This window comes from Sphingopyxis sp. FD7, from assembly GCF_003609835.1.
GTDB lineage: Bacteria > Pseudomonadota > Alphaproteobacteria > Sphingomonadales > Sphingomonadaceae > Sphingopyxis.
The window spans coordinates 3592970-3618449 of record NZ_AP017898.1 but is presented as its reverse complement, the minus strand read 5'-3'; the positions used below and the strand labels follow the sequence as shown (position 1 = coordinate 3618449).

Annotated in this window: 17 protein-coding genes; all 17 read left to right on the top strand. The window is 62.7% G+C overall.

The window, feature by feature from the left end:
* The first annotated feature begins 3 nt into the window (after positions 1–3).
* The 17 genes from SPYCA_RS17475 to trbE all read left to right on the top strand — a co-directional run bounded on the left by SPYCA_RS17475 (position 4) and on the right by trbE (position 25478).
* On the top strand, positions 4–696 hold the full coding sequence (locus SPYCA_RS17475) for a lytic transglycosylase domain-containing protein (protein WP_120221987.1): 693 nt from the start codon (positions 4–6) through the stop codon (positions 694–696).
* A 235-nt stretch (positions 697–931) separates the two neighbouring features.
* Positions 932–2677 (top strand): relaxase/mobilization nuclease domain-containing protein, encoded by a 1746-nt coding sequence (locus SPYCA_RS17470; RefSeq protein ID WP_120222422.1) that lies wholly within the window; start codon positions 932–934, stop codon positions 2675–2677.
* A gap of 136 nt (positions 2678–2813) precedes the next feature.
* Positions 2814–4805 carry a conjugal transfer protein TraG gene (locus SPYCA_RS17465; protein WP_120221986.1) on the top strand — a complete coding sequence of 664 codons (1992 nt, stop codon included), beginning with the start codon at positions 2814–2816 and terminating at the stop codon, positions 4803–4805.
* Positions 4802–5182, top strand: coding sequence for a ribbon-helix-helix protein, CopG family (locus SPYCA_RS17460; protein ID WP_120221985.1), 381 nt, complete (start codon positions 4802–4804; stop codon positions 5180–5182). Before SPYCA_RS17465 ends, SPYCA_RS17460 begins: the two co-directional genes overlap by 4 nt.
* 400 nt (positions 5183–5582) lie before the next feature.
* Positions 5583–5789 (top strand): helix-turn-helix domain-containing protein, encoded by a 207-nt coding sequence (locus SPYCA_RS17455; protein WP_120221984.1) that lies wholly within the window; start codon positions 5583–5585, stop codon positions 5787–5789.
* Positions 5786–8905 (top strand): HsdM family class I SAM-dependent methyltransferase, encoded by a 3120-nt coding sequence (locus tag SPYCA_RS17450; protein ID WP_120221983.1) that lies wholly within the window; start codon positions 5786–5788, stop codon positions 8903–8905. The genes SPYCA_RS17455 and SPYCA_RS17450 overlap by 4 nt, the downstream gene beginning before the upstream one ends.
* 47 nt (positions 8906–8952) lie before the next feature.
* A complete protein-coding gene (locus SPYCA_RS17445; RefSeq protein WP_146625178.1) occupies positions 8953–9549 on the top strand; it encodes a hypothetical protein in 597 nt (198 codons plus the stop codon).
* Between the two features lie 90 nt (positions 9550–9639).
* Complete coding sequence (locus tag SPYCA_RS17440) at positions 9640–10587, top strand: DUF2971 domain-containing protein (RefSeq protein ID WP_232003402.1); 948 nt, start codon at positions 9640–9642, stop codon at positions 10585–10587.
* A 145-nt stretch (positions 10588–10732) separates the two neighbouring features.
* On the top strand, positions 10733–11509 hold the full coding sequence (locus SPYCA_RS17435) for a Hachiman antiphage defense system protein HamA (RefSeq protein ID WP_120221980.1): 777 nt from the start codon (positions 10733–10735) through the stop codon (positions 11507–11509).
* Complete coding sequence (locus SPYCA_RS17430; protein WP_120221979.1) at positions 11493–14999, top strand: DEAD/DEAH box helicase; 3507 nt, start codon at positions 11493–11495, stop codon at positions 14997–14999. The genes SPYCA_RS17435 and SPYCA_RS17430 overlap by 17 nt, the downstream gene beginning before the upstream one ends.
* Before the next feature lie 272 nt (positions 15000–15271).
* Positions 15272–18022: a class I SAM-dependent DNA methyltransferase gene (locus tag SPYCA_RS17425; protein ID WP_120221978.1), complete on the top strand. Its 2751-nt coding sequence runs from the start codon at positions 15272–15274 to the stop codon at positions 18020–18022.
* Positions 18023–18027: 5 nt separating this feature from the next.
* Positions 18028–20091 carry a DEAD/DEAH box helicase gene (locus tag SPYCA_RS17420; RefSeq protein ID WP_120221977.1) on the top strand — a complete coding sequence of 688 codons (2064 nt, stop codon included), beginning with the start codon at positions 18028–18030 and terminating at the stop codon, positions 20089–20091.
* Positions 20084–21271 carry a GIY-YIG nuclease family protein gene (locus SPYCA_RS17415; protein WP_120221976.1) on the top strand — a complete coding sequence of 396 codons (1188 nt, stop codon included), beginning with the start codon at positions 20084–20086 and terminating at the stop codon, positions 21269–21271. Before SPYCA_RS17420 ends, SPYCA_RS17415 begins: the two co-directional genes overlap by 8 nt.
* 139 nt (positions 21272–21410) lie before the next feature.
* Entirely contained in the window at positions 21411–22394 is a 984-nt protein-coding gene (trbB, locus tag SPYCA_RS17410; protein ID WP_120221975.1) for a P-type conjugative transfer ATPase TrbB, read from the top strand.
* An 11-nt stretch (positions 22395–22405) separates the two neighbouring features.
* A complete protein-coding gene (locus SPYCA_RS17405) occupies positions 22406–22723 on the top strand; it encodes a TrbC/VirB2 family protein (RefSeq protein ID WP_443029509.1) in 318 nt (105 codons plus the stop codon).
* A complete protein-coding gene (locus SPYCA_RS17400) occupies positions 22723–22998 on the top strand; it encodes a VirB3 family type IV secretion system protein (protein ID WP_120221973.1) in 276 nt (91 codons plus the stop codon). The genes SPYCA_RS17405 and SPYCA_RS17400 overlap by 1 nt, the downstream gene beginning before the upstream one ends.
* Before the next feature lie 5 nt (positions 22999–23003).
* The gene (gene trbE / locus SPYCA_RS17395) at positions 23004–25478 is read left to right on the top strand and encodes a conjugal transfer protein TrbE (RefSeq protein WP_120221972.1); all 2475 of its coding nucleotides are present in this window, start codon (positions 23004–23006) and stop codon (positions 25476–25478) included.
* Positions 25479–25480: the final 2 nt, after the last annotated feature.

Below are 25480 nucleotides of genomic sequence, written 5' to 3'. Positions count from 1 at the left end.
CCCATGCGCCGTCTTGTCCTGCTTGCCTTCCTCGTCCCGGCGCTTGGCCTGTTCGGTGATGCACCTGCCTTGGGGCAGGTTGCTGCCGAGCAGGCGCAGCCCCGCACCGTCGATATCGCGGCCCATGTGCACGAGGCCTCGCAACGCTTCGGTATACCCGAGCACTGGATCTATGCCGTGATTCGCATCGAGAGCGCAGGCCGGACGCACGTGGTTTCGTCTGCCGGGGCGATGGGCCTGATGCAGCTCATGCCCGCAACCTGGGCGCGCCAGCGCGCCCGGTTCGGCCTCGGCAGCGATCCCTTCGATCCGCGCGACAACATCTTGGCGGGCACGTCCTACCTGCGCGAGATGTATGACAGCTACGGTGCCACTGGCATGCTCGCCGCCTACAATGCGGGACCGGGACGCTACCAGGACTGGCGGGATCGTGGGCGTCCGCTTCCCGCCGAAACGCGCGCCTATGTCGCCAGAATTGCACCGCTGCTGCAATCCGGCAGCGCGCCTGTTGTGTTCGCCGGCGCATCTCCGGTGCAGCCAGTGCGGCTGTCCTGGACGCAGAGCCAGCTGTTTGCCGCGCGCTCCGACAGCACAGCCGGCGCATCCGGCAGCTTCGCCGCCGCCGCGCCGCCGGAGCCTGCAAATCCCCCATCGCATGGCCTCTTCGCGCCCGTTTCCGGGAGCGGTCCGCAGTGAACGTGTCGTTCTCCCTCTGGCGCGTCACGGCGTGGATTGGCGAAGTGTGGAGGGAATTGAGGCCGGGAAGGGGGACAAGGGAAGGAGGATGGCAAGATAAAAGCAGCGCCGTCGGGTGGGGTGGAGGTCTTTGGAATTGCTGGGCTTTGAGCGCCAGCCGCTCGGCACCTCTGCTGGCATCTTTGCCCGGAATCGGCGCAGTTTGGCCATTTCCAGCGCCGTCGCCGGTTCGAGCATGAGCGACGATGACTTCACGGTCCGACCGGGACGGGTCCGCGACCGAGGCAGCCGCTCGGCCAAGCCCCGCTCGCTGGTTGGCCAGGTCAAGGCCAGGCTCAACAAGGCGGGCCGGGTCGCCGGTATTGGATCGTCTTCCGGCAAGCGTGGCACCGGTCGGCATGGTCGCGGGCGGATTGCACGGCTACGCATGGCCAGTGCTCAGAGCCGCCGACGCGTGGTCGTCAAGGCACGAGTCGTCCGGCATAAGGGCAGCCAATTTGCCGCCGCCCCGCTCGCGCGCCATATCGCCTATCTAAAGCGCGACGGTGTCACCCGCGACGATAGGGAGGCAGGGCTCTTCGACGCCGATCCAGGCGAGGTCGATGGCGAGGCCTTCGCCGGGCGCTGCACCGACGACCGTCACCATTTTCGTTTCGTCGTCTCGCCCGAGGATGCCGGCGAACTCCAGGACGTTCGCGCCTTCACTCGCGAGTTGATGGCCGACATGGCGAGTGACCTTGGCACCCGGCTCGACTGGGTCGCGGTCGATCACTGGAACACCGACAACCCCCACATCCATGTCCTGCTGCGCGGGCGCGCCGACGATGGCAGCGATCTGGTAATCGACCGCGACTATATCCGCTCAGGCCTGCGCGGCCGCGCCGAGGAACGGGTGACGCTTGAACTCGGCCCACGCACCCAGCGCGAGATCGATGCTGCCATTTCCCGCGAGGTCGATGCCGACCGCTGGACCAGCCTTGATCGCCGGTTGCAGCGCATGGCGGACGAACTGGGCGGTGTGGTTGATCTGCGGCCGGAACCGGGGCGACTGCAATCGGCGCTGGATCGCCATCTGATCGGGCGGGCGGGCAAGCTCGAACGCCTGGGGCTGGCGACCAGCGTCATGCCGGCCTGTTGGACACTCAAGCCCGATCTCGAACCGACTTTGCGCCAGCTCGGTGTGCGCGGCGACGTGATCAAGACCATGCACCGGGCCATGAGCGGCCAGGGTCTCCACCCCGACACCGGGCGCTTTGCCCTCCATGACGATCAAGCCCTCGATCCGGTCCTCGGCCGCCTTGTCGAACGCGGCTTGCACGATGAGCTCTCTGGCAGCGCCTATGCCGTGGTCGACAGCGTGGACGGGCGGGTCCACCATCTGCGTTTCAACGATATCGACCAGACCGGCGACGCGGGGCCCGGCGCCATCGTCGAACTTGGCCATTGGCGCGATACGCGGGGCACCGATCACCAATCGCTGAACCTGCGCTCGGATATTCCGCTCGCCGAGCAGATCAAGGCCCCCGGTGCGACCTGGCTCGACCGGCAACTGGTCGCGCGCGATCCGGTCGAGACGGCAGGCGGGTTCGGAGCCGAGGTGCGCGATGCACTGACCGCGCGCTCCGAGCATCTGGCATCCGAGGGACTGGCGCGCCGTCAAGGGCAACGGTTTGTCTTTGCCCGCGACCTGCTCGGCGAGCTGCGCAACCGCGATCTCGCCGAGGCGGTCCAATCCATCGCCGCGCGCACCGGGTTGCCGCATGCACCAGCCAGGCCGGGCGAGCATCTCGCTGGCATCTACCGCGAGCGGGTAACACTTTCCTCGGGCCGCTTTGCTATGATCGACGATGGTCTGAGCTTCCAGCTTGTGCCGTGGCGAAAGACGATGGAGCAGCATCTGGGGCAAGCGGTCAGCGGGACGGTCAACGCCCGGGGCGGGATCGACTGGAGCTTCACCCGCACGCGGACACTGGGGATTTGAGTGGGGCGATTGGGGCGTTCTACCGAACGGGCATTTTCGCCAGCCTTTGTCCTTTTGCGCCAGTGCGCGCTCGCGGTGCGCAGAAGCTTGCGATCATCGCCCCGACTGTGACGAGTAGCCTCACAAGGAGGTGCCCATGGCCGCAACAAAGATCCTTTGGGGTCAGATCATCGCCGTATTCATGCTGGTGCTGGCAGGCGTCTGGGGCGCGACCCAATGGACCGCGGCAGCGCTTGGCTACCAGCCCGAACTCGGCCCGGCCTGGTTCTCGCTGTTCGGGCTGCGGGTCTACCGGCCCTATGACTTCTTCTGGTGGTGGTTCAGCTATGACGCCTACGCACCGCGCATCTTCGAGACCGGCGGGCTGATCGCCGCGTCGAGCGGCTTTGCCGCAATCATCGTCGCCATCACCATGTCGGTCTGGCGCGCCCGCGAACTCAACAATGCCCAGACTTATGGTTCGGCGCGCTGGGCAAACCGGCAGGAGATCAAACAGGCGGGCCTGTTCGACGACAAGGGCGTGGTATTGGGCCGGTTCAATAACGAATATCTGCGTCACGATGGTCCCGAGCATGTCCTGTGCTTTGCTCCGACCCGCAGCGGCAAGGGCGTCGGGCTGGTCGTCCCGACCCTGCTCACATGGCCGGGCTCGGCCATCGTCCACGACATCAAGGGCGAGAACTGGACACTGACTGCAGGCTATCGCGCCGGGTTCAGCCGGGTGCTGCTGTTCGATCCAACCAATGCGCAGTCTTCCGCCTACAATCCGCTGCTTGAAGTGCGCCGCGGGGTCTGCGAAGTTCGCGATGTCCAGAATGTCGCCGACGTGCTGGTCGATCCCGAAGGCAGTCTGGAGAAACGCAACCATTGGGAGAAGACCAGCCATTCGCTGCTGGTCGGCGCGATCCTCCATGTTCTCTATGCCGAACCTGACAAGACATTGGCCGGTGTCGCGGCGTTCCTCTCCGACCCCAAACGCTCCTTCGAATCGACGCTTGCCGCGATGATGATGACCCCGCACCTTGGCGAGGATGGGGTCCATCCGGTGGTCGCAAGCGCAGCGCGTGAACTCCTCAACAAGTCCGACAACGAACGCTCGGGGGTGCTGTCGACTGCGATGTCGTTCCTTGGCCTCTACCGCGACCCGGTCGTGGCGCAGGTGACCCGGCAATGCGACTGGCGGATCGCCGACCTGGTCGGTGGCAAGTGCCCGGCAACGCTCTACCTAGTCATCCCGCCCTCGGACATCAGCCGCACCAAGCCGCTGATCCGCCTCCTCCTGAACCAGATCGGCCGCCGCCTGACCGAGGAACTGGCTCACGACACCTCGCGCCAGCGGGTGCTGCTCATGCTCGACGAATTCCCGGCGCTCGGGCGGCTCGACTTCTTCGAAAGCGCGCTCGCGTTCATGGCCGGATATGGGCTCAAGGCGTTCCTGATCGCCCAGTCACTCAATCAGATCGAGCATGCCTACGGCCACAACAACGCGATCCTCGACAATTGTCATGTCCGGGTCTGTTTTGCGACCAACGACGAGCGCACCGCCAAGCGCGTCTCGGAATCGCTCGGCACCGCAACCGAACTGCGCGCAATGAAGAACTATGCCGGGCACCGCCTGTCACCCTGGCTCGGCCATCTGATGATCTCCAAGTCCGAGACGGCCCGCGCTCTCCTCACCCAGGGCGAAATCCAGGAACTGCCCATTACCGACGAGATCGTGATGATGGCGGGCATGCACCCCATTCGGGCGAAGAAGGCGCAGTATTTTCGGGACCGGCGGCTGTCGGCGCGCGTCCTGTCGCCGCCGCAGGTCCGCGCCAGCGAGGGCGCGGGGGTGCTGCACGATTGGGTTGATCGCCTCGCGAAGGCGCCTGATCTGGCCACGCCGCGCACGGGCGCGATGGAGTCCGAAGATACCGATCCCGCCAATGCCGGCATCCGCACCGAGCCGGAACTGCCCTTGCACGAGGATATTGCGCCGCCGCCAAGATCTGTGAACCGGGAATTTGACTTCGACCGGGAGGATCAGACCGACGAAGATGCCGCCCGCAATCGCCGTATCCAGCAGACCATGCGCGGCAACGCGCGGCGGGCGTCGCTCGACCCCGACGATGGCATTGCGCTGTGAAATCGAAGCATACCTTTCGCCTTTCACCCGAGATCGCACGGCAACTGGCCGAACTCGCCATACGGCGGCGAGCCTCGCAGGCGGAGATAGTCGAAGCGGCACTTGCGTCGTTCATGTCGCCCGACGGATCGGAGCGGATGGAAGCGGCATTAAGCAGGCGAATTGATCGCTTGGTACGTCAGTTGGAGCAGGTTGATCAGAGTGTTGAGATTGGCAATGAAGCCTTGGCCCTGTTCGTTCGATTTTGGCTCACGGCGACGCCCGCGCTGCCGGATGGAGCCGGTGCAGCCGCGCAAGCCTCTGGCAAAGAGAGGTACGACGGGTTCATTCGGGCATTGACGCGTCGCATAGAAAGCAGCGAGCGCTTGGGCCGCTGATGCTGATCAGGCCGACATTAGCGCGGTTAGTGGGCAGCTGCCGCCAACTAAGCCGTCATTCCCAGCCTTGGCTCCGCACGTCGATAGCTGCCATTAATTCAGTAGCTCACCGAGGAAGGCAACTGGGCCGATCACCGACTGACCGCATTTTGTGAGAATTTTGCTAGAGCAGGCGTTTAATCGAGCGGCCGTGCCTCCGTTGCCGGCGTGTCGAGGATCTTCCGCTCGCAGCCAAGCGAAGCTGACAGGTGGCCGCGTTGACCACTCACTCCCTGAGCCCACTCCATTCCGCTAACGTTCTTGCCTTTCTAAGAAACCGAGTCTATCGATTCGTGATAGACTTGAGGATACTGGATTGCTATACGGTCGGAGCGCAGCCATTGCCGAGCGGCACCAATCCTTGCTCACGCTCATCGGGATGGGCGACCGTTCGGCCATTGCGCTCGCGCAGGAGCTCGGTGTTTCCGCAGCGACAATCAATCGCGATGTCAGCTATCTCCGCAGCAAGGGACACGCGATCACCGCCCGCCGCCTCGCTGCTGGTTGGGCGTTCGCCTTCGAACCATCGCGGGATGCTCGGAAATCCGTCGCCGGAAGCCGGCCATGACCGCTCAGCACACCAGCGCATGGTTTACGGACATCGGCATCGAACGTTCGCTCTATCCGAACCTGTTCTTGTCTCCTGCCGACGTCACGCCGCAGACCCCCCAGGCACACGTAATCCGCCATGCATTTGAGCTGCTGGAACTTGATGGCGTCTTCTGTACCGAGGGGGCGCCGATCGTCTTCTTTAAGCTCATTGACAGCTTCGCGCCCGATGAGGTGTTCGATACCCATAAACGGTTCTGGAATCATGGCGGCGCCCCCATTCTTGTCCTAATATCGAGCGGTCGCGCCGAGATTTACTCCGGTATGGCGCGCCCGGTTCGCCGTGAAGACGCAGGCGTGAACTTGCCGGCGCTCGTCACCACGCTTGAGCATCTGGTAACAGCCCTCCCGGAGTTCCTCTTCGCGATCGAGTCCGGCGTTTTCTTCCGCGAACATGCCCGGTCGTTCGATGCCAGCAAGCGTGTCGATCGCGATCTCCTCTCCAATCTCGCTGACGTCCGCACCAAACTCAGCGTGGGAGAGACGGGCGCCATCCCCCTCGATGTGCTTGACGCCCTGCTCTGCAGGCTCGTCTTCACCTGTTATCTCTTCGACCGAGGCGTCGTCGGCGAGCGCTATCTGGAAGATCTCGGGCTGGGTTCGGCTACGCATCTGCGCGATGTCCTGAGCCAGAGGCCGCTCGAACACGCCAAAGACGGATTGTTCAAGATTTTCAGGCAGCTCAGCCTCGACTTCAACGGCGACCTGTTCAGCGATGACCTTGAAGCCGAAGCACGTCTCGTTTCGAACGACCATGTCGCGATCCTAGACGCCTTCTTTCAAGGAACGCAGGTGCGCACAGGCCAGCTTTCATTCTGGCCATACGACTTTCGGTACATCCCCATCGAGGCGATCAGCGCGATTTATGAGCATTTCCTGAAGGCAGAAGACCAGGAGGACGGCGCGTTCTATACGCCGCGCTTCTTGGCGGAGATTGTCCTCGATTCCGCCCTGGAAGGCATCGGATCGCTACTTGACAAGCGCTTTCTGGACCCGGCGTGCGGATCGGGGATTTTTCTAGTCGGCCTGTTCAATCGCTTGGCGGAAGAGTGGCGGCTCGCCAATCCCGGCGCGCGCAATGATCGTCGTGCCGCCGAGCTGAGCCGCATCCTTCAGCAGAACCTGTTCGGGATCGACATCAACCGGACGGCCTGCAGGATCGCGGCGTTCAGCCTTTACCTGGCCTATTTCGATCAGCTTTCGCCGCGCGACATCCAGGGCTTGCAAGCCAAGGGCCGAGCGCTGCCACGTTTGATCGTCGATCCACCGAACAAGGCCGGCGTTACCGAGAGTGCGGCGCCCGGCACCATCCGCTGCGCCGATTTCTTTGGCGACGGGGATGTCCCTACAGACGTCGATCTCATCGTCGGCAACCCGCCATGGGGGAGCACGGCGGGACCGAAGACGCTTGCCGGACAATGGTGCGCACGCGCGGAAAAGACCGTGCCTGACAGCCAGATCGCCGCCGCTTTCGTGTGGAAGGCAGGTGAGCATATCTCCATTACCGGGCGGATTTCATTCGTGCTACCGCACGGCGTCCTGTTCAACCACAGCCCAACCGCGGTCCGCTTCCAGCGGCAGTGGATCGAGACATCGACAATCGAGCGTGTGCTCAATCTCGCGGACCTTCGTCTCTTCCTGTTCAGCGAGGCCATCCATCCCGCGCTCGTCGTGAATTACAGGCCGGCCGCCAGCTATCGGAAATCGGACCAGATCGAGTATCTGACGCCTAAGGCCAACTGGACCACGACCCAAGCCGAGGTCATCGTCATCGACGAGGCTGATCGCCGATCGATTAAGCGCGACAAGCTTCTCCTCGACCTTGACAGTCCGGACGCGCCCCAGACCTGGAGCCAGACCTTCTGGGGTTCCCCACGCGACCTTCGCTTTATCGATCGGATACTCCTCAATCCGCGTCTGCGCGATATCGTCAGGTTGCCGTCGGAGCCGCCGAACGCCAAGCGGTGGGTCAGAGCCGAAGGTTTCCAACCCGCCGGAGCAAACGACGACCCGGCGCTGGCCAAACGACTGAAGCTGCCTTCGCGCCGCTTCATCGAGGCGACCCATTCCGGCATCGATCTCTTCGCCCTGCCCGAGGACGCGACCGATCTCCCCGACGACGAAGTGTTGGTCCGGGGCCGATCGAATACGGCTACGGACGTCTTTCGAGCGCCGCACGTTCTAATCACTAAGGGCTTTCAGCGCATCGCCTTTGCGGACTTCGACGTCAGCTTCCGTCACGCCGTTCGCGGCATCCATGGACCGCCGGAAGATCGCAGGTTGCTGATTTTCCTGGCGGCCTATCTGCGGACATCTCTGGCGAAATATCTGACGTTCCACACCTCTTCAAACTGGGGCATTTATCGTCCTGAGGTGCATGTTCAGGAAATCCTGCGGCTCCCCTTCGTCGTGCCAGGCGATCATGAAGACCCGGCTGCCGCCGAAGCGATCGTGGCGGAGGTCGCCCAAGTATTCGATGATGCCGTGGGCCGGGCGTCTCGGAATTACCTGCTGCGGCGCGACGCGGTCGATGCGGCGACGCAAGCGATCGAGCCGCTCGTCGATGCCTATTTCGGGGTCGAGGCGTCGGAGCGCCTTTTGATCGACGACACCGTCAACGTCATCATACCCAGCATCCAGCCGAACCGATCGCGCCCTTCCGGTCCGACCATGTTGGCCGTGACCGACCAGGCCTTGCAGGGCTACTCGGCACGGCTTTGCGACACGCTCGGTCAGTGGGCACGCCCCGGAGAGGATATCTCGGCCAAGGTGACGCGCTCGACGAAACTCGGCCTCGCCATGGCCGTCGTCGAACGTGCGAACGGACGCCACAACCACGCGCCGGCCGCGCCTGATGGGTCGGACATCCTGGCCACGATCGCAAAACTGCAAATGGCCCTACCAGGCACAAGGCGCACGCTCGATTTCGTACGGGGCATGAAAATTTTCGACGGACCGCACCTCTACGTCATCAAGCCGGACACGCGCCGCTTTTGGACGCAGTCGGCGGCGCTGAATGACGCGGATGAGATAGCAGGAACCCTGCTCGCCATTCCGGCCCGCGCGCATTCATGAGCTTCGGAGGCGACCCGACCGCGTGGCTGGATTTCATCGACTCTCAGATGCCGGCAATTCTGCAGTTGGTCCTTTCGACCTGGAGAGATATGCCACCCCTCGCACCCGACGCGCTTGAGGACCCGACCACAGAAGGGCTGTGCCGCGCGCTCCGCAGAAATCGAACCAGCGGCGAGCTGCCTTTTCGCATCGACATACAAATGGTCGAGCTCGATCCAGCGGCCGGTGAGCGGCAAGGTCGGATGGACATCGTGTTCTCACCGATGGTTCCGAACGAAACCATTTACTTCTGCCTGGAATGCAAGCGCCTCAATGCGATGATCGGGGGCCAACGCCGCACGCTGGCCACCGAGTATGTAAGCCAGGGCATGTTCCGTTTTGTAAGACGACAGTATGGCGCACAGGTCCGTCATGGCGGGATGCTCGGCTATGTCCTCGACGGTCAGGTTGATGCCGCGGTTAATGCGGTTGCGGTAGCGATTGTCGCTCAGAAGAACGGACTGGGGTTCGTTGGCGAGCCAAACCTAAGCCCGTCGAGATTTCTCCCTGATGAGGCCGGCGTGTTCGAAACTGCTCACACTCGCGCGGAGGCGCAGCAGCCCTTTCTTGTCCAGCACATATTCTCGGCAGGGTCTGAGATTTAGCCCAGATCGAAAGACCTGCATCGAGTAGCCTTGGGGTGATGCTGCCGTTCGGAATTGTGACGATAGTAACTACGACTGGAGACGAGCAACGTGGCGGCATCAGCCAAAACGCCAAATAGACTCTACAAGTACCGCAGCTTCAGCAATCTGACGCTGGAGATGCTGGTCTCAGACACGCTTTACTTCGCTGATCCCAGCAGCTTCAACGACCCGCTGGACACCAAGCCCACCTTGGAAACGGACCTTGGCGCGGACCAGCTTGCCACCATCCTCTCACGTCTTGTTGAGCAGCGATCCAAGGACGAGATGGCAGCGGCGGCCAAGACGATCAAATATCGGGGACCCAAGACCGTCGAGCATATTGCGCGGCATAGTCGGCGCACGGCCGAGCAGCTCATCGAGCGCATCCGCTACGAGGCGACCAATCCCGACTACGAGATCGCCGATCCCCAGCAGTATCTGTTCGGCCAGTATGTCGAAGCGGAGCTTCTCCGGCGCTACAACAGCGGCGTTGTCTCGCTCGCCGAGCGCGCGGTCTGCCCGCTCATGTGGAGCCACTACGGCGATCAGCACAACGGCCTGTGCATCGGCTACTCGGCGCCCGCCGACACGCTGCCCGACCTCCACGTCATTCGCTACGGAGGGAGCCGGATGGTCAAGGCGAGCGCCGTTGCCCGAATGCTCGACGGCGACAGCGCAGCGCGGACTGCCGTGGATGGCGCCGTTCTCCTCCGAAAGGCGATGCCCTGGGGCTACGAGAAAGAATGGCGGCTGATCGGGCCGCGGGGGGTGAACGCCTCACCGCTCGAAATGGAGGAAATTGTGTTCGGGATGCGCTGCGCTGCTGCGGTGAAATACGCGGTCGTGAAGGCGCTGGAAGATCGGAACCGGGCCGTTCGGTTCTACGAGATCCGGGAGCAGCCGGGTCGCTTCACGCTAGTGAAGCGGGCGATGGACACCGACGAACTGAAGGTCTCGTTTCCCCATCGCGCCAGGTCGATCGATGAAGCATTCGCGGACCTGACCGACCTCGACTAGCCGGCCACGCAAATTCAAAGCTCTGGTCTCGCAGTTTCCCAAGCATTCATTTTTGCCGACTTCAAGAAGCCAGCAACGAACGCCTGCAATCAATGGTTCGTGCCATTCCCCCTCATGTCTACTAAGGGTGTCGCAGGGGGTGTGAATGGTAGGCTTTCCAAACTGGTGCGACCGGGCTGCCGAAGACGTCGGCGCCCATGCGCTCGAACTCATCACAGCCAGAGCGGCTGACATCGCGCACGGTTCCGCAGCCGTCGCAGCGATCGTGCCCGAACACTATGCCGCGGAAGAACATGTCGCTCGAATCCTCCGTCGGCTCGGCCGCCCAAAGACCGCCGCTTTCATCGAAGGCAAGCTGCCCACCACCAAGCAGATCCGCTCTGGCGACCTCGGCGAGATTCTCGCGACCGAGTACATCGCGGCCGGGACGCAATACGCCGCGCCGATCAAGCGCCTGCGCTGGAAGGACCATCGCAACATGGCCATGCGGGGCGACGATGTAATCGGGCTCTACCGTGACCCGGCCACCGGCCACCTGCGATTCCTGAAGACCGAAGCGAAGAGCCGGGCCACGCTGCCGGGGGGGGTCCTCACCGAGGCCCGCGCGGGTCTCGACAAGGATGGCGGATTGCCATCCGCGCATGCCCTAGAGTTCATCGCCGACCGGTTGATGGAGGCGGGTAACAACGACCTGGCCGACGCGATTGACGACGCATTGCTGAAGCATGGCATCGCTCCGCAAAGCGTGAAACACCTGCTGTTCACGCTGTCGGGCAACAACCCAGCGAATCTCCTCCGAGCGAACCTGCAAGGTTACGGGGGCGGTTTCAGCCAGCTCTATGTCGGCATCCGCATTGACCCGCACGGCGCGTTCATCGCCGGAGTCTATGATCAGGTGATCGCCAATGCCAACAACGGTTGAAGCGATCCAGGCCGACATCGACGCGGCCATTGTCCCCGGGTTTCGCAACCGCCTGCTGGCACGCGGCCAGGCGCGCGCGATAGTGTGGCGGGACGGTGTCCTCCCGCCCGAAGCGCCTGCCTTCACGCCGCAGCTCAGCAACGACCTGCTCGGCTATGGCTATGCGCTGTTGGAACTCGGGCTTCGGCTGCGCGACCTCGGCGGCGACGAGGCTCGTGCCCGATCGGCTTTCGAGCAAGCCGCGACGGCTCTGGAGGCCGTGATCGCCCGCGGTCCTCGTGACGGGGCCGATCGGAGCTTCCACTTCGTCGTCGCTGCAGCCAGCTACCATCTGGCCCGCATGTCGGCCCGAGCCTACTCTCTGCTCACCATCGTGCTCGGCGACGAAAACTTCTCACAAGCGGAGCGCGCAGTCGCGCAATTGATGCTCAGGAACCTCAACGAACTTGAGCGCGCAATCCTCGCCTTCAGGGCGGAAGGCTCAGGCTCCGACGATGCGCTTGCCGCCTCCCTCGAAGATCAGCTTATGGTCGACGAACTCATCGGCCGACCCGAGACTGACGACCCAGGCTTCCTTTTCGACGCTGTTGATCTTGCGCTGACCGATCGCTTCTTCGGCGCGATGGCGATGTTCCTCCTCGCGCTTGAACGCGGCGAGCGCGCCTTGCTCGACACGGCGCTTGAGCACCTGGCTGAGGGCATAAAAGCGTCCGCCGAGCTCAATCTCGTGCCGCAATGGTGGCTCCACCGCCTGACCATCCACCTTTTGAACGATCTCTGGGATTGCAGCTTCCATCATCGGTTGCCGCTCGCCCCCGCAGGTGGCGACGCGCCCACTTGGCCAGCGTTGCGGACCCTCTATCTCGCCGTCCTGCACAGCCGCCGGAAGGCCGAGATCGAGCTTTGGCCTTCCCAGCTCGACGCGGCCGCGCGGAGTGTCGATCAGACCGATGACCTTGTCGTGTCTCTCCCGACCAGTGCTGGCAAGACTCGGATAGCGGAGCTGTGCATCCTGCGTTGCCTCGCAGCAGGCAAGCGCGTGATGTTCGTGACGCCGCTCCGCGCGCTCTCCGCGCAGACGGAAGTCACGCTGCAGCGGACATTCGCCCCCCTCGGAAAGACCATCTCCGCCCTCTATGGCAGCACCGGCGTCAGCGACGTCGACGAGGACGCGATCCGGACTCGCCATATCGTCGTCGCGACCCCAGAGAAGCTTGACTTCGCTCTGCGCAACGATCCGACCCTGCTCGATGACGTGGGCCTCCTCGTTTTCGACGAAGGACACATGATCGGCCTCAGCGAGCGCGAGGTTCGCTACGAGGTGCAAATCCAGCGCCTGCTGAAGCGCGCGGATGCCGCCGAGCGGCGCATCGTATGCTTGTCCGCAATCCTGCCCGATGGCGACCAGCTTGAAGATTTTGCCTGCTGGCTCCGTCGCGACCAGGCTGGAGGGCTCATCAAGAATGACTGGCGCCCAACGCGACTTCGCTACGGGGAAGTCATTTGGAACGGCAACCACGCACGCCTCAATCTGCGCGTCGGTGACGAACGCCCGTTCGTACCGCGCTACCTGACGGCATCGGTGCCGCCGATAGGCCAACGGACCACGCCTTTCCCGAAGGACTTGGGGGAGCTTTGCCTGGCTACCGCTTGGCGGCTCGTAGACGACGGACAATCGGTGCTGATCTTCTGCCCTGTCCGGGCGCACGTCGAGCCGTTCGCTGGTAGGATCATCGACCTCCATCGCCGCGGCGCGCTCCGGAATCTCCTGACCGTCGATCCCGCCGTGCTGACAACCGCTCTGGTATTAGGCGCTGAGTGGCTCGGGGCAGACCATCCAATCCTACAGTGCCTGCAGTTAGGCGTCGCGATCCATCACGGCGCGTTGCCAACCGCCTATCGAAAAGAAGTTGAGCGCCTGCTCAGGGACGGCGTCCTCAAGGTCACCATCTCTTCCCCGACGCTGGCCCAAGGGCTCAATCTGTCCGCTACCGCAGTGATCATCCACTCGCTCACCCGCAACCGCGTGCGGATCGAAGCGGCTGAGTTCAAGAATGTCGTCGGTCGCGCCGGGCGCGCCTACGTCGATGTCGAAGGCTTGGTGCTGTATCCGATGTACGACCGGCACGCATACCGGACTGGCCAATGGGAAGGGCTGATCGACGACGAACGGTCACGTGAAATGGAGAGCGGCCTCCTGCGGCTCGTGCTGACCTTGCTCCTCCGCATGCAGCAACAGCAAGTCCGGACCGACGACCAACTTATGGAGTATGTTCTCAATAACGCTGCTGCATGGACATTCCCTGAGATTGCCGGCGAAGATCCGGCCGATGCTGAACGAGAGCGCCGGGCGTGGGATGGCTATGTCGCCTCCCTGGACACGGCGGTACTCGCCCTCCTCGGTGAAGCCGAAGTTCCCGACGACGGCATCGCCGAGGCGCTCGACACCATACTTCAGTCGTCGCTCTGGGAGCGCAGGCTGAATCGCAGGACGGCTGAGTTCCGCGCCATCATGCGCGCTGCGCTAGTCGGCCGTAGTCGCGTCGTCTGGGCGAACTCGACGGCCCCTCAGCGGCGCGGATATTTCCTTGCCGGTGTCGGGCTCGGAACCGGCCACGCATTGGACGCGATCGCTCCGGTGGCAAACGACCTGCTCGTCAACGCCAACGGATCCCTCCTGGCGCAGGATGGAGAGGCGGCGATCCTCGCGATCACGCAGATTGCCGAGCTGGTGTTCGGGATCTTTCCGTTCGCTCCCGATACGTTGCCCGACAACTGGTGCGATATCCTTCGGGCCTGGCTGCTGGGACAGCCCCTTGCCGGTCTGGCGGGCGGTGATCCATCGGACATGATGCAGTTCGTCGAGGGAGGGCTCGTCTATCGGCTGCCATGGGCCATGGAAGCCATCCGCGTTCGCGGTGTCGCGAATGCCGACACCATCGCTCCATTTGGGCTGGCTCTGGACGACTTCGAACTCGGCCTGGCCGTACCAGCGGTTGAGACTGGCACGATGAACCGATCCGCCTCGCTGCTGATCCAGGCAGGCTTTTCCTCCCGGCTGGCGGCGATCAAAGCGGTCGGCGACACCGCCGCAACTTTCGTCACGCTCGCCGAGCTTCAGGTCTGGCTCGACAGTGATATCGTGACGGCCTTCTCCCAAATGCCCGGCTGGCCAACCGCTGAGACGGCGAGCCTCTGGTCCGCTTTCCGGACCGGCTTCGTTCCTGCCGAAAAGCGGACGTGGATTGAGCGCCGCTATTGGGCGTGGGTACAGTGGAAGCCGGGCGTGTTGCCCGCTGCCGGGTCGCCGTTGCGTCTGCGTGCAAGCGAAGGTCAGCGGCCCGTGATGGCCCCAGATGGCACGGTTCTCGGAGACCTCCAGGCAGTGCTGAACCCTGGTCATCGCGGGCTACTTCGTGCTGTGGTCAGCACCGAGGCGAACAAGGTCGACATTTTTTACCACGGGCCAGATGATCTTTGGCTCGCTTGAACATGTCGACTGCTCTTGATCTCCCGGCAATGGCTTTGCTCTACGAGCGCCGATCTGGCTCCTTCCTGAGCTTCGTGACTACCCACTCCCAGTCCTGAAATCTGCGGCGTCCACCGCGGAACGTCGTGCAGCAGGCGCTCGAGACGCGCCGTTCGCCGTCGGGAGTGTCCGCTATACCGATCGCGCTCCTGTAACGAGCCATTCCGGATTGTCCGACATTGCCGCCCCGTCTCGGCTTGTTATCATCCCCGTTCACGTCGTAGTGAAGGCGTATGAACGCAGTCGAGATCGAACAGGCAATATCGGAGTTAGCTGAACATCCCTTTGATCGAGCGGAGTTCCCGTTCGCTTTCCTTGAAGCCTTTGGAAACAAAGCCACAACGCTCAAGAAGCTGCGCAGCGGGGCATCGAACGCTTCCGATCTGCCGGGCGGCGTGCTTCAGCGCAGCAACATTCACATCGCCACCTGTGACGCCGGGACCGTCGATCAGACGCTGAAGGCGCTGCGCGAGAGCCCGAAGACGGCTGCGGCGAAGGCAAAGTTCATTCTCGCCACCGATGGGGCAGATTTCCAGGCGGAAGACCTCAACAGTGGCGAGACCGTCGCCTGCACGTTTGCCGATTTTCCCAACCACTTTGGCCTGTTCCTGCCCCTTGCCGGCATCACGACCGTCAAGCAGATTCGCGAGAGCACGTTCGACATTCGGGCGACGAGCCGGCTTAACAAGCTCTATGTGGAGTTGCTGAAAGACAATCCGGAGTGGGCAACCGCCGAGCGCCGGGCCGACATGAACCACTTCATGGCCCGGCTGATCTTCTGCTTCTTTGCCGAGGATACCGACATCTTCAACGGTGAGGGCCTGTTTACCCGCACCGTTGATCAGATGAGCGCCAGGGATTCAGGCAACACGCACGAAGTCATCAGCCAGATCTTCCAGGCGATGGATACGCCCACGCGGCACGAAGGCAAGCTGGATGAGCGCTATCGCAAGGCAGCCGGCACGCCTCGTTGGGCCGACGTGTTCCCGTACGTCAATGGCCAGCTGTTTTCCGGCAACACCGACGTCCCGCGCTTCAGCCGGATCGCGCGGTCATATCTGATCCAGATCGGCAACCTGAACTGGAAGAAGATCAACCCCGACATCTTCGGCAGCATGATCCAGGCGGTGGCCGACGACGAGGAGCGTGGCGCGCTCGGCATGCACTACACCAGCGTGCCGAACATCCTGAAGGTGCTGAACCCACTGTTCCTCGACGATCTGCGGAAGGCGCTCGACGAGGCTGGCGACAACGCCCGCAAGCTGCTGAACCTGCGCCATCGCATGGCACGCATCCGCGTTTTTGATCCGGCGTGCGGGTCGGGCAACTTCCTTGTCATCGCCTACAAGCAGATGCGGGAGATCGAGGCCGAGATCAACTTGCGGCGGGGCGAAGCCCATCGGAAGACCGCAATCCCGTTGACCAATTTTCGAGGCATCGAGCTTCGTGAATTTCCGGCCGAGATCGCGAGGCTCGCACTCATCATCGCCGAGTTCCAATGCGACGTCCTGTATCGCGGGCAGAAGGAGGCGCTCGCCGATTTCTTGCCGCTCGATAGCCAGAATTGGATCACGTGCGGCAACGCGCTGCGACTAGACTGGCTGAGTCTTTGCCCGCCCACGGGATCAGGCGTTCGAATGCAGGCTCATGACCTGTTCGAGACACCGCTTGACCAAGCGGAGATAGATTTCGAGAACGAAGGCGGTGAAATTTTTGTGTGCGGCAACCCTCCCTACATCGGGGGGAAGAAGCAAAATGCCGCACAAAAGTCCGACATGAAGGCGATATTCGCCAATGAGCCCAAATTCAAAAACTTAGACTACATTTGTGCCTTTCTTGTGAAAACAGGAATCTATCTGCAATACTATGATCGGGCCGCTATTGTCACCACGAACTCCATATCGCAAGGGACCCACGTGCCCGTGCTATGGCCAATTTTAGAAAAACTAGGGTGTATCGTTGAGTTTTCCTACGAAACCTTCAAGTGGCAGAATAATGCGCAAAATAATGCGGGAGTATCGGTAACCATCGTCGGATTGACGCGACACTTGGTTTCGGAAAAATTCATATACAACGACCAATCGCGCCGAAAGGTTACGAATATAAATGCCTATCTCATAGACGGCCCCCAAGTGATTGTCGAAAGCGAGTCAAAACCGATAAACTCGCTTTCTCCGATGATCACGGGCAATGCCGCTTATGACGGAGGGAATCTGTTTTTGAATTCCATGGAGGCGAAGGCCATTTCGCAGAGGTATCCGGTCGTTTCTAAGTCAATCAGACCGGTGACGGGAACCAGTGAATTTATTGATGGTATTTTGCGATACTGTTTATGGATAGACGACCAAGATTTGACTGAATTTATGCAATTCCCCGAGATTGCGGAGCGGATTGAGAAGGTCCGGAAGGCTAGGGAAGATGGTGGAGAGGTGGCAATTACGCTCGTCGATCGATCCCATCAATTTCGATTCAGAAACACAAGTAAGAGACTTCAAATTGTTGTTCCGCAGGTTTCTTCTGAGAAGCGGGAATATCTCCCGGTCGGACTTTTAAGTAAAGAGTTCATTATTACGCACCTTGCTCATGCCATATACACTCCGACAATGGTGGATCTTTCGATCTTAATGTCCAAACTTCACTTAGCATGGATTAGCACGGTATGCGGTAAGCTTGAGACTCGTCTTCGATATGCAAGCAATCTAGGTTGGAACACGTTTCCCGTCCCCACACTGACTGAACAAAACAAAGCCGACCTCACTCGTTGTGCCGAGGACATCCTGCTGGCGCGTGAAGCCCATTTCCCCAAGACGATTGCCGAACTCTACGATCCAGAGAAGATGCCCGAAAACCTTCGCCATGCCCATGAGCGCAATGACGAGGTGCTGGAGCGAATCTATATCGGCCGCAAGTTTCGCAACGACACCGAGCGGCTCGAGAAGCTGTTCGAGCTCTACACCAAGATGACCGGCAAGAAGGCGGCCTGAACTGCATGGCAAACGGCGATATCATCCCCACGGTCACCTTCCGCCCCGCCGGCACCGGTGCGACCGCCAAGGCAAACGAGCTCGGCATGCGGCCAATGCAGGCCCGCGCCTATGACAAGCGTGGTGAGCAGTACCTGCTCATCAAGTCGCCGCCAGCTTCGGGCAAGTCGCGCGCGCTCATGTTCATCGCGCTCGACAAGCTGACCAACCAGGGCGTCAGGAAGGCGATCGTCTGCGTTCCGGAGCGTTCGATCGGTGCAAGCTTTGCCAGTGAACCGCTGAGCAAGCATGGCTTCTGGGCGGACTGGGTAGTCGCCCCCCAGTGGAACCTGTGCAACACGCCGGGTGCCGACGACCCCAAGGTGGCAAAATCCAAGGTCAAGGCCCTGGGTGAGTTCCTGGCAGGCGATGAGAGAGTGCTGGTCTGCACTCACGCCACCTTCCGTTTCGCCTTTGACGAGTTAGGGGTGGAGGCATTCGACGACACAGTCATCGCCATTGACGAGTTTCACCATGTTTCGGCGGATGCTGGCAACCGGCTTGGCGCCCAGCTTGCCCAGCTGATCGGACGCGACAAGGCGCACATCGTCGCCATGACCGGCAGTTATTTCCGGGGCGATGCCATCCCGGTGCTGGCGCCAGAGGACGAAGCAAAATTCGAGACCGTCACCTACACCTACTACGAGCAGCTCAACGGCTACGAGCATCTGAAGGTGCTCGACATCGGCTACAGTTTCTACATGGGCCGCTACACGGACAAGATCTCGGCGCTTCTCGACCCCACGGTGAAAACCATTGTTCACATCCCCTCGGTCAATTCGCGGGAGAGCCTCAAGGACAAGCACCGCGAGGCCGAGGACATCATGAACCATCTCGGCGATTGGCATGGTGTCGATCCCGAGACTGGCTTTCACCTGGTTCACACAGCAGCGGGCAGCGTCATCAAGGTCGCCGACCTTGTCGACGACGATGCGGCCAAGCGCGACAAGGTGGTGGCATCGCTGAAATCACCCGAGGCCCGGACCAACCGCGAATTTGTCGACATCATCATCGCGCTCGGCATGGCCAAGGAAGGGTTTGACTGGATCTGGTGCGAGCATGCGCTGACCGTCGGCTATCGTTCGAGCCTGACCGAGATCATCCAGATCATCGGGCGCGCCACCCGCGATGCGCCGGGCAAGACGCGGGCTCGTTTCACCAATCTGATCGCGGAACCGGCCGCTGACGATCCGCTCGTCGTAGATGCGATCAATGATTACCTGAAAGCCATCGCGGCCAGCCTGCTGATGGAGCAGGTGCTGGCGCCGCGCTTTGAGTTCACGCCCAAGGACGCCGGACCGAAGGAGGGCTTCGACTATGGCGAGGAGGGCTACAAGCCGGGCGAAGCCAATGTCGGCGTCAACGCCCAGGGCCAGATGCACTTCGAGATCAAGGGCCTGAAGCTGCCGACCAGCATCGAGGCTACGCGCATCTGCCGCGAGGACCTCAACGAGGTGATCGCGAGCTTCGTGCAGGACAAGTCGGTGTTGGAACGCGGCATGTTCGATCCTGACGTGGTGCCGGAAGAACTAACCCAGCTGAAGATGGGCAAGATCATCCGTGAGAAGTATCCCGAACTCAGCACCGAGGATCAGGAAGCGGTACGCCAGCACGCGATTGCAGCGATGAACGTCACCCAGCAGGCCAAGGCGATGATGGGCGGAGACGTAGTTGACGGCGAGATCAAGGCGAACACCGCCTTCATCGACGGGGTCCGCAAATTCGCGCTCAGCGTTACCGATCTCGACATCGACATGATCGACCGGGTCAATCCCTTCAGCGCTACCTATGCCGTGCTGGCCAAGTCGATGGACGAGAAGACCCTGTTGCAGGTGCAGGCGGTGATTAACGCCAAGAAGGACAAGCTCACCTACGAGGACGCCCGGGCGCTGGCGGAGCGGGCGCTGGAGTTCAAGCGAGAGCGTGGGCGGCTGCCCTCGCTGACCTCGCAGGACGCCTGGGAGCGCAAGATGGCCGAGGGGATCGCCTTTCTCCAGCGCCATGCCGCAAAGGCCGGCACCGATGGCTGAACTGAGCGATCTCGAACTGCTGGCGGAACTCGGCGTCGACATGACGCCCGAGGTTCAGCGCACGCTGACGCCGCTGCAGGAGCGGATTGTTGCGGGATTCGAGGAGATCCAGCGGTTTGTTGCGGTACATGGCCGGTTGCCCAGGCATGGCGAGGATCGCGACATTTTCGAGCGGCTTTATGCCGTTCGCCTGGACCAGCTTCGCAACATGCCGGAAGCACGTGAATTGCTGACGCCGCTCGACGCGGATGGCATCCTTGATGGCGCGACCACCGCAGCCGCTCCGGCGGCGCTCGATGATGAGGCATTGCTCGCCGAACTTGGTATCGTTGGCGGGTCTGATGCCGACATCACCCGGCTTCGGCACGTCTCGTCACGCGCCGACAAGCGCGCTGCCGAGGAAATCGCAAATCGCGAGCCATGTGTCGATTTCGACAACTTCAGGAACCTGTTTGAGCGGGTCCAGGCCGACCTCAAGGCGGGTGCGCGGCAGGCCAAGGTGCTCGAGCAAACTGAAGTCACCCTCGCGGAAATCCAGCCCGGCAACTTCTTCATCGTCGGCGGGCAGCTCGCCTATATCGCCGCCTCAACCGAAGACTTTGTCACGCAATACGAGCGCAAGGATCGCCGTGTCCGGGTCATCTACGACAACGGAACCGAAGCGACCGTCCTGTCGCGGTCGTTCCAGAAGGCGCTTTATCGGGACGATACGGCCCGCAGGATAACCGAGGTCAGCGCTGGTCCGCTGTTTGGAGATGTGGCCGAGCCTGATGATCTGGCCAGCGGCACGATCTATGTCCTGCGTAGCAAGTCCGCTCATCCGTATGTGGAGCAGCACCGGGAGTTGATCCACAAGATCGGGGTTACCGGTCAACCGGTTGTCAGCCGGATCGCCAATGCCCGCAACGATCCGACGTTTCTCCTCGCCGACGTCGAGATCATTGCCCAATACAAGCTCTACAACATCAACCGTAGCAAGCTCGAAGGCCTGATCCATCGCGCGCTCGCGCCAGCCCGGTTGGACCTCTCGGCCGGAGACCGGTTCGGCAAGTCCGTCCAGCCGCGTGAATGGTTCCTGATCCCGTTCGCGGCTATCGATGAACTGGTCACCCGTATCAGCGACGGAACGGTGACCGAATATCATTATGACAGGGCCCAGGCGCGCTTCATTCGAGCCTGACACTCCGCACTATCTGGCCTTCTCCGCGCCAGGATACGCCCTGCGCAACTTGCTGTTGCGCGACCACGATTTGATGTCCTTTTGATCTGCCTCGCGAGCGCAGCCAGTGGTCGGCTGGCTCGCATCTGCGAGGCAATTCATGAGCGTCACCCCGATCCGGAAAGAAGCATCGTCACGTGGCGCGCGCATGCTTCGCACCGCGCTCGGACCGGATATCGCGGCTTGGCTTGAGGACGCCTCGGTGATCGAGGTCATGCTCAATCCCGACGGGCGCCTTTGGGTCGACCGACTTGGAGCCGGGATCGCCGATACGGGAAGCGGGATGTCCGCTGCCGATGGCGAGCGGATCATCCGGCTTGTCGCGCACCATGTCGGGGCCGAGGTTCATGGGCGCGCGCCGCGCGTTTCGGCGGAGCTGCCCGAGACGGGGGAGCGGTTCGAGGGGCTGTTGCCTCCGGTCGTGGCGGCACCAAGTTTCGCGATCCGCAAGCCCGCCGTCGCTGTGTTCACCCTTGCCGACTACGTCGCCGCCGGGATCATGGACCAGTGGCAGGCCGATGCGCTCGCTGCGGCGGTCGCCGCCAAGAAGAACATCCTGGTCGCCGGCGGCACTTCGACCGGCAAGACGACGCTCACCAACGCCCTGCTCGCCGAAGTCGCGAGGACAGACGACCGGGTGGTCCTGATAGAGGACACCCGCGAGCTGCAATGCGACGCGCCCAACCTCGTCTCACTGCGCACCAAGGACGGCGTAGCAACGCTCTCCGACCTGGTGCGCTCCGCGCTCCGGCTGCGGCCAGACCGCATCCCCATCGGCGAGGTGCGCGGCGCGGAAGCTCTCGACCTCTTGAAGGCATGGGGCACCGGTCATCCCGGCGGGGTCGGCACGATCCATGCCGGATCGGCACTCGGCACGCTGAGGCGCATGGAACAACTGATCCAGGAAAGCGTGGTCACCGTGCCGCGCGCGCTGATCGCCGAGACGATCGATGTGATTGCCGTGCTGGTCCGCGACGGCACCGGGCGTCGGCTCTCGGAACTCGCACGGATCACCGGGCTCGATGCCCACGGTGACTACCAGATCCTTCCCATCACCCCCCAGCCTCAAGGAGACATTCCGTGATCCAGACCTTCATCCGCGCCCGTGCCCGCCTGTCCGCGGTCCTGCTCGGCGGCTTCGTTGCTCTTTCCATCGCCACGCCCGCCCATGCGGCGGGATCGTCGATGCCGTGGGAAGCGCCGCTGCAATCGATCCTCGAATCCATCCAGGGGCCCGTCGCCAAGATCGTTGCGGTCATGATTATCATCGCCACCGGTTTGGCGCTGGCGTTTGGCGACACGTCGGGCGGCGCGCGCCGGATGATCCAGATCGTTTTCGGCCTGTCGATCGCCTTTGCCGCCTCGTCCTTCTTCCTGTCGTTCTTCAGCTTCGGCGGCGGAGCGCTGGTCTGATGGACGCCGTGCCGCCCGAGGCGGTGCCGGGTTACGTCGTCCCGGTCCACCGCGCGCTGACCGAGCATATCCTGCTTGGCGGTGCGCCGCGCGGGCTTGCGATCGCCAATGCGACGCTGGCCGCCGCGATCGGGCTCGGCCTGCGCCTGTGGATCGCGGGCGTCGTGATCTTTGCGCTCGGCCATGCGGTGTCTGTCTGGGCGGCGCGGCGCGATCCCCAATTCGTCGATGTCGCCCGGCGGCACTTGCGCTTTCCCACCTATCTGAGGGTCTGAAGCTGATGCTCTCGCTTCGCGAATACCGGAACAAGGCCGACCGGCTTGCCGATTTCCTGCCCTGGGCAGCGCTGGTCGCACCCGGCGTGGTGCTCAACAAGGACGGCAGCTTCCAGCGTTCGGCGAGCTTTCGCGGGCCGGACCTGGACAGCGCAACGCCTGCCGAATTGATCGCAACGACCGCGCGGCTCAATTCTGCGCTGCGCCGGCTGGGTTCGGGCTGGGCGATCTTCGTCGAGGCGGTGCGCCGCCCGGCGCAGGATTATCCCGAAAGCATCTTCCCCGATCCCGCTTCGGCGCTGGTCGAGCAGGAACGCGCCGCGCAGTTCGCCGAGGAAGGTGCGCATTTCGAGAGCCGGTACTTCCTGACACTACTGTGGATGCCGCCTGCCGAGGACGCCGCGCGCGCCGAGAGCTGGCTCTACGAGGGCAAGGCCGAGAAGGGCGTCAACCCGAAGGATTTACTGGGTCAGTTTATCGACCGCACCGACCGGCTGTTGCGGCTGATCGAAGGCTTCATGCCCGAAGCCCAATGGCTCGATGACAGCGAGACGCTGACCTACCTCCACAGCTGCATCTCGACGCAGCGCCACCGGGTGCGTGTGCCTGAGACCCCGATGCATCTTGACGCGCTGCTCGCCGACGAACCGCTGACCGGCGGGCTCGAACCCCGGCTCGGCCGCGCGCATCTGCGCACGCTGACCGTAGTGGGTTTTCCGAGTTCGACCTTCCCCGGGCTGCTCGACGAACTCAACCGGCTCGCCTTCGCCTATCGCTGGTCGACCCGCGCGGTGATGCTCGACAAGATCGATGCGACCAGGCTCACCGCCAAGATCCGGCGGCAATGGTTCGCCAAGCGCAAGTCGGTCGCCGCGATCCTCAAGGAGGTGATGACCAACGAGGCTTCGACGCTGCTCGACAGCGATGCTTCGAACAAGGCGGCCGATGCCGATGCGGCGCTGCAGGAACTGGGCTCGGATTTCGTGGGTCAGGCCTATGTCACCGCGACGGTGACGGTCTGGGATGAGAATCCGGCGCTCGCAGCCGAAAAGCTGCGGCTGGTCGAAAAGGTCATCCAGGGCCGCGACTTCACCTGTGTCGTCGAGGGGATGAATGCGGTCGAGGCCTGGCTTGGCTCGCTGCCCGGCCATGTCTACGCCAATGTTCGCCAGCCCCCGATCTCAACCCTCAACCTGGCCCACATGATCCCGCTGTCGGCCGTATGGGCCGGGCCCGAATGGGACGAGCATTTCCGCGCAGCCCCGCTGTTCCATGCCCGGACCGAAGGCTCGACCCCATTTCGGTTTTCGCTCCACGTCGGTGATGTCGGCCACACGCTGATCGTGGGTCCCACGGGCGCCGGCAAGTCGGTGCTGCTCGCGCTGATGGCGCTGCAATTCCGGCGCTATGATCGCGCCCAGGTCTTTGCTTTCGATTTCGGGGGTTCGATCCGCGCCGCCGCGCTCGCCTGCGGCGGCGACTGGCAGGATCTGGGAACAAGCCTTTCCGACGACGGCGCTGGCGCGGTGCTGTTGCAGCCGCTGGCGCGCATCAACGAACCGGCGGAGCGCAACTGGGCGGCTGAATGGCTCCAGGCCATCCTCGCTTCCGAGGGTGTCACCGTCGATCCGGTCACCAAGGAACATTTGTGGTCGGCACTGACCTCGCTTTCGACCGCGCCGGTTGCCGAACGCACTTTGACCGGGCTTGCCGTGCTGCTCCAGTCGCAGGCGCTGAAGCAGGCGCTCGCTCCCTATTGCATCGGCGGCCCGTTCGGGCGGCTGCTCGATGCCGAGGCCGAGCATCTGGGGGAGGCGAGCTTCCAGGCCTTCGAGACCGAAGGACTGACCGGCTCGGCGACGGCACCAGCCGTGCTCGCCTATCTGTTCCACCGGATCGAAGGCCGGCTCGACGGTTCGCCGACGATGATCATCATCGACGAGGGCTGGCTGGTGCTCGACAGCCCCGCCTTCGCCGCGCAGCTGCGCGAATGGCTCAAGACGCTGCGCAAGAAGAACGCCAGCGTCGTCTTCGCGACCCAGAGCCTGGCTGACATCGAGACCAGCGCAATCGCGCCCGCCATCATCGAGAGCTGCCCGACCCGGATATTCCTCCCCAACGAGCGCGCGATCGAGCCGCAAATCCTGTCGATCTATCGCAGGTTCGGTCTGAACGACCGGCAGATCGAAATCATCGCACGGGCCACCCCCAAGCGCGATTATTACTGCCAGTCGGCACGCGGCAACCGGCTGTTCGAACTGGGGCTGGGCGAGGTCGCGCTCGCCTTTACCGCCACCTCTTCCAAGGCCGACCAGCTCGCGATCGCCGAGCTCACCGAAGCGCATGGCACGTCCGGCTTTGCCGCCGCCTGGCTGCGCCATCGCGGCCTTGCCTGGGCCGCCGACTTGCTTCCGCCCGACCGGCTGCTTCCCGATCCCTTTCCCCCAGCCCGAACCCCCTCGGGCCAACCCCAGGAGTAGTG

What these genes read in the sequence shown, in the direction of transcription:
- SPYCA_RS17475 (WP_120221987.1), top strand. Translation starts at nt 4, where the DNA reads ATGCGCCGTCTTGTCCTGCTTGCCTTCCTCGTCCCGGCGCTTGGCCTG.
- SPYCA_RS17425 (WP_120221978.1), top strand. Translation starts at nt 15,272, where the DNA reads ATGAACGCAGTCGAGATCGAACAGGCAATATCGGAGTTAGCTGAACAT.
- SPYCA_RS17435 (WP_120221980.1), top strand. Translation starts at nt 10,733, where the DNA reads ATGGTAGGCTTTCCAAACTGGTGCGACCGGGCTGCCGAAGACGTCGGC.
- SPYCA_RS17470 (WP_120222422.1), top strand. Translation starts at nt 932, where the DNA reads ATGAGCGACGATGACTTCACGGTCCGACCGGGACGGGTCCGCGACCGA.
- SPYCA_RS17445 (WP_146625178.1), top strand. Translation starts at nt 8,953, where the DNA reads ATGCCGGCAATTCTGCAGTTGGTCCTTTCGACCTGGAGAGATATGCCA.
- SPYCA_RS17450 (WP_120221983.1), top strand. Translation starts at nt 5,786, where the DNA reads ATGACCGCTCAGCACACCAGCGCATGGTTTACGGACATCGGCATCGAA.
- SPYCA_RS17420 (WP_120221977.1), top strand. Translation starts at nt 18,028, where the DNA reads ATGGCAAACGGCGATATCATCCCCACGGTCACCTTCCGCCCCGCCGGC.
- trbE (WP_120221972.1), top strand. Translation starts at nt 23,004, where the DNA reads ATGCTCTCGCTTCGCGAATACCGGAACAAGGCCGACCGGCTTGCCGAT.
- SPYCA_RS17415 (WP_120221976.1), top strand. Translation starts at nt 20,084, where the DNA reads ATGGCTGAACTGAGCGATCTCGAACTGCTGGCGGAACTCGGCGTCGAC.
- SPYCA_RS17465 (WP_120221986.1), top strand. Translation starts at nt 2,814, where the DNA reads ATGGCCGCAACAAAGATCCTTTGGGGTCAGATCATCGCCGTATTCATG.
- SPYCA_RS17400 (WP_120221973.1), top strand. Translation starts at nt 22,723, where the DNA reads ATGGACGCCGTGCCGCCCGAGGCGGTGCCGGGTTACGTCGTCCCGGTC.
- trbB (WP_120221975.1), top strand. Translation starts at nt 21,411, where the DNA reads ATGAGCGTCACCCCGATCCGGAAAGAAGCATCGTCACGTGGCGCGCGC.
- SPYCA_RS17430 (WP_120221979.1), top strand. Translation starts at nt 11,493, where the DNA reads ATGCCAACAACGGTTGAAGCGATCCAGGCCGACATCGACGCGGCCATT.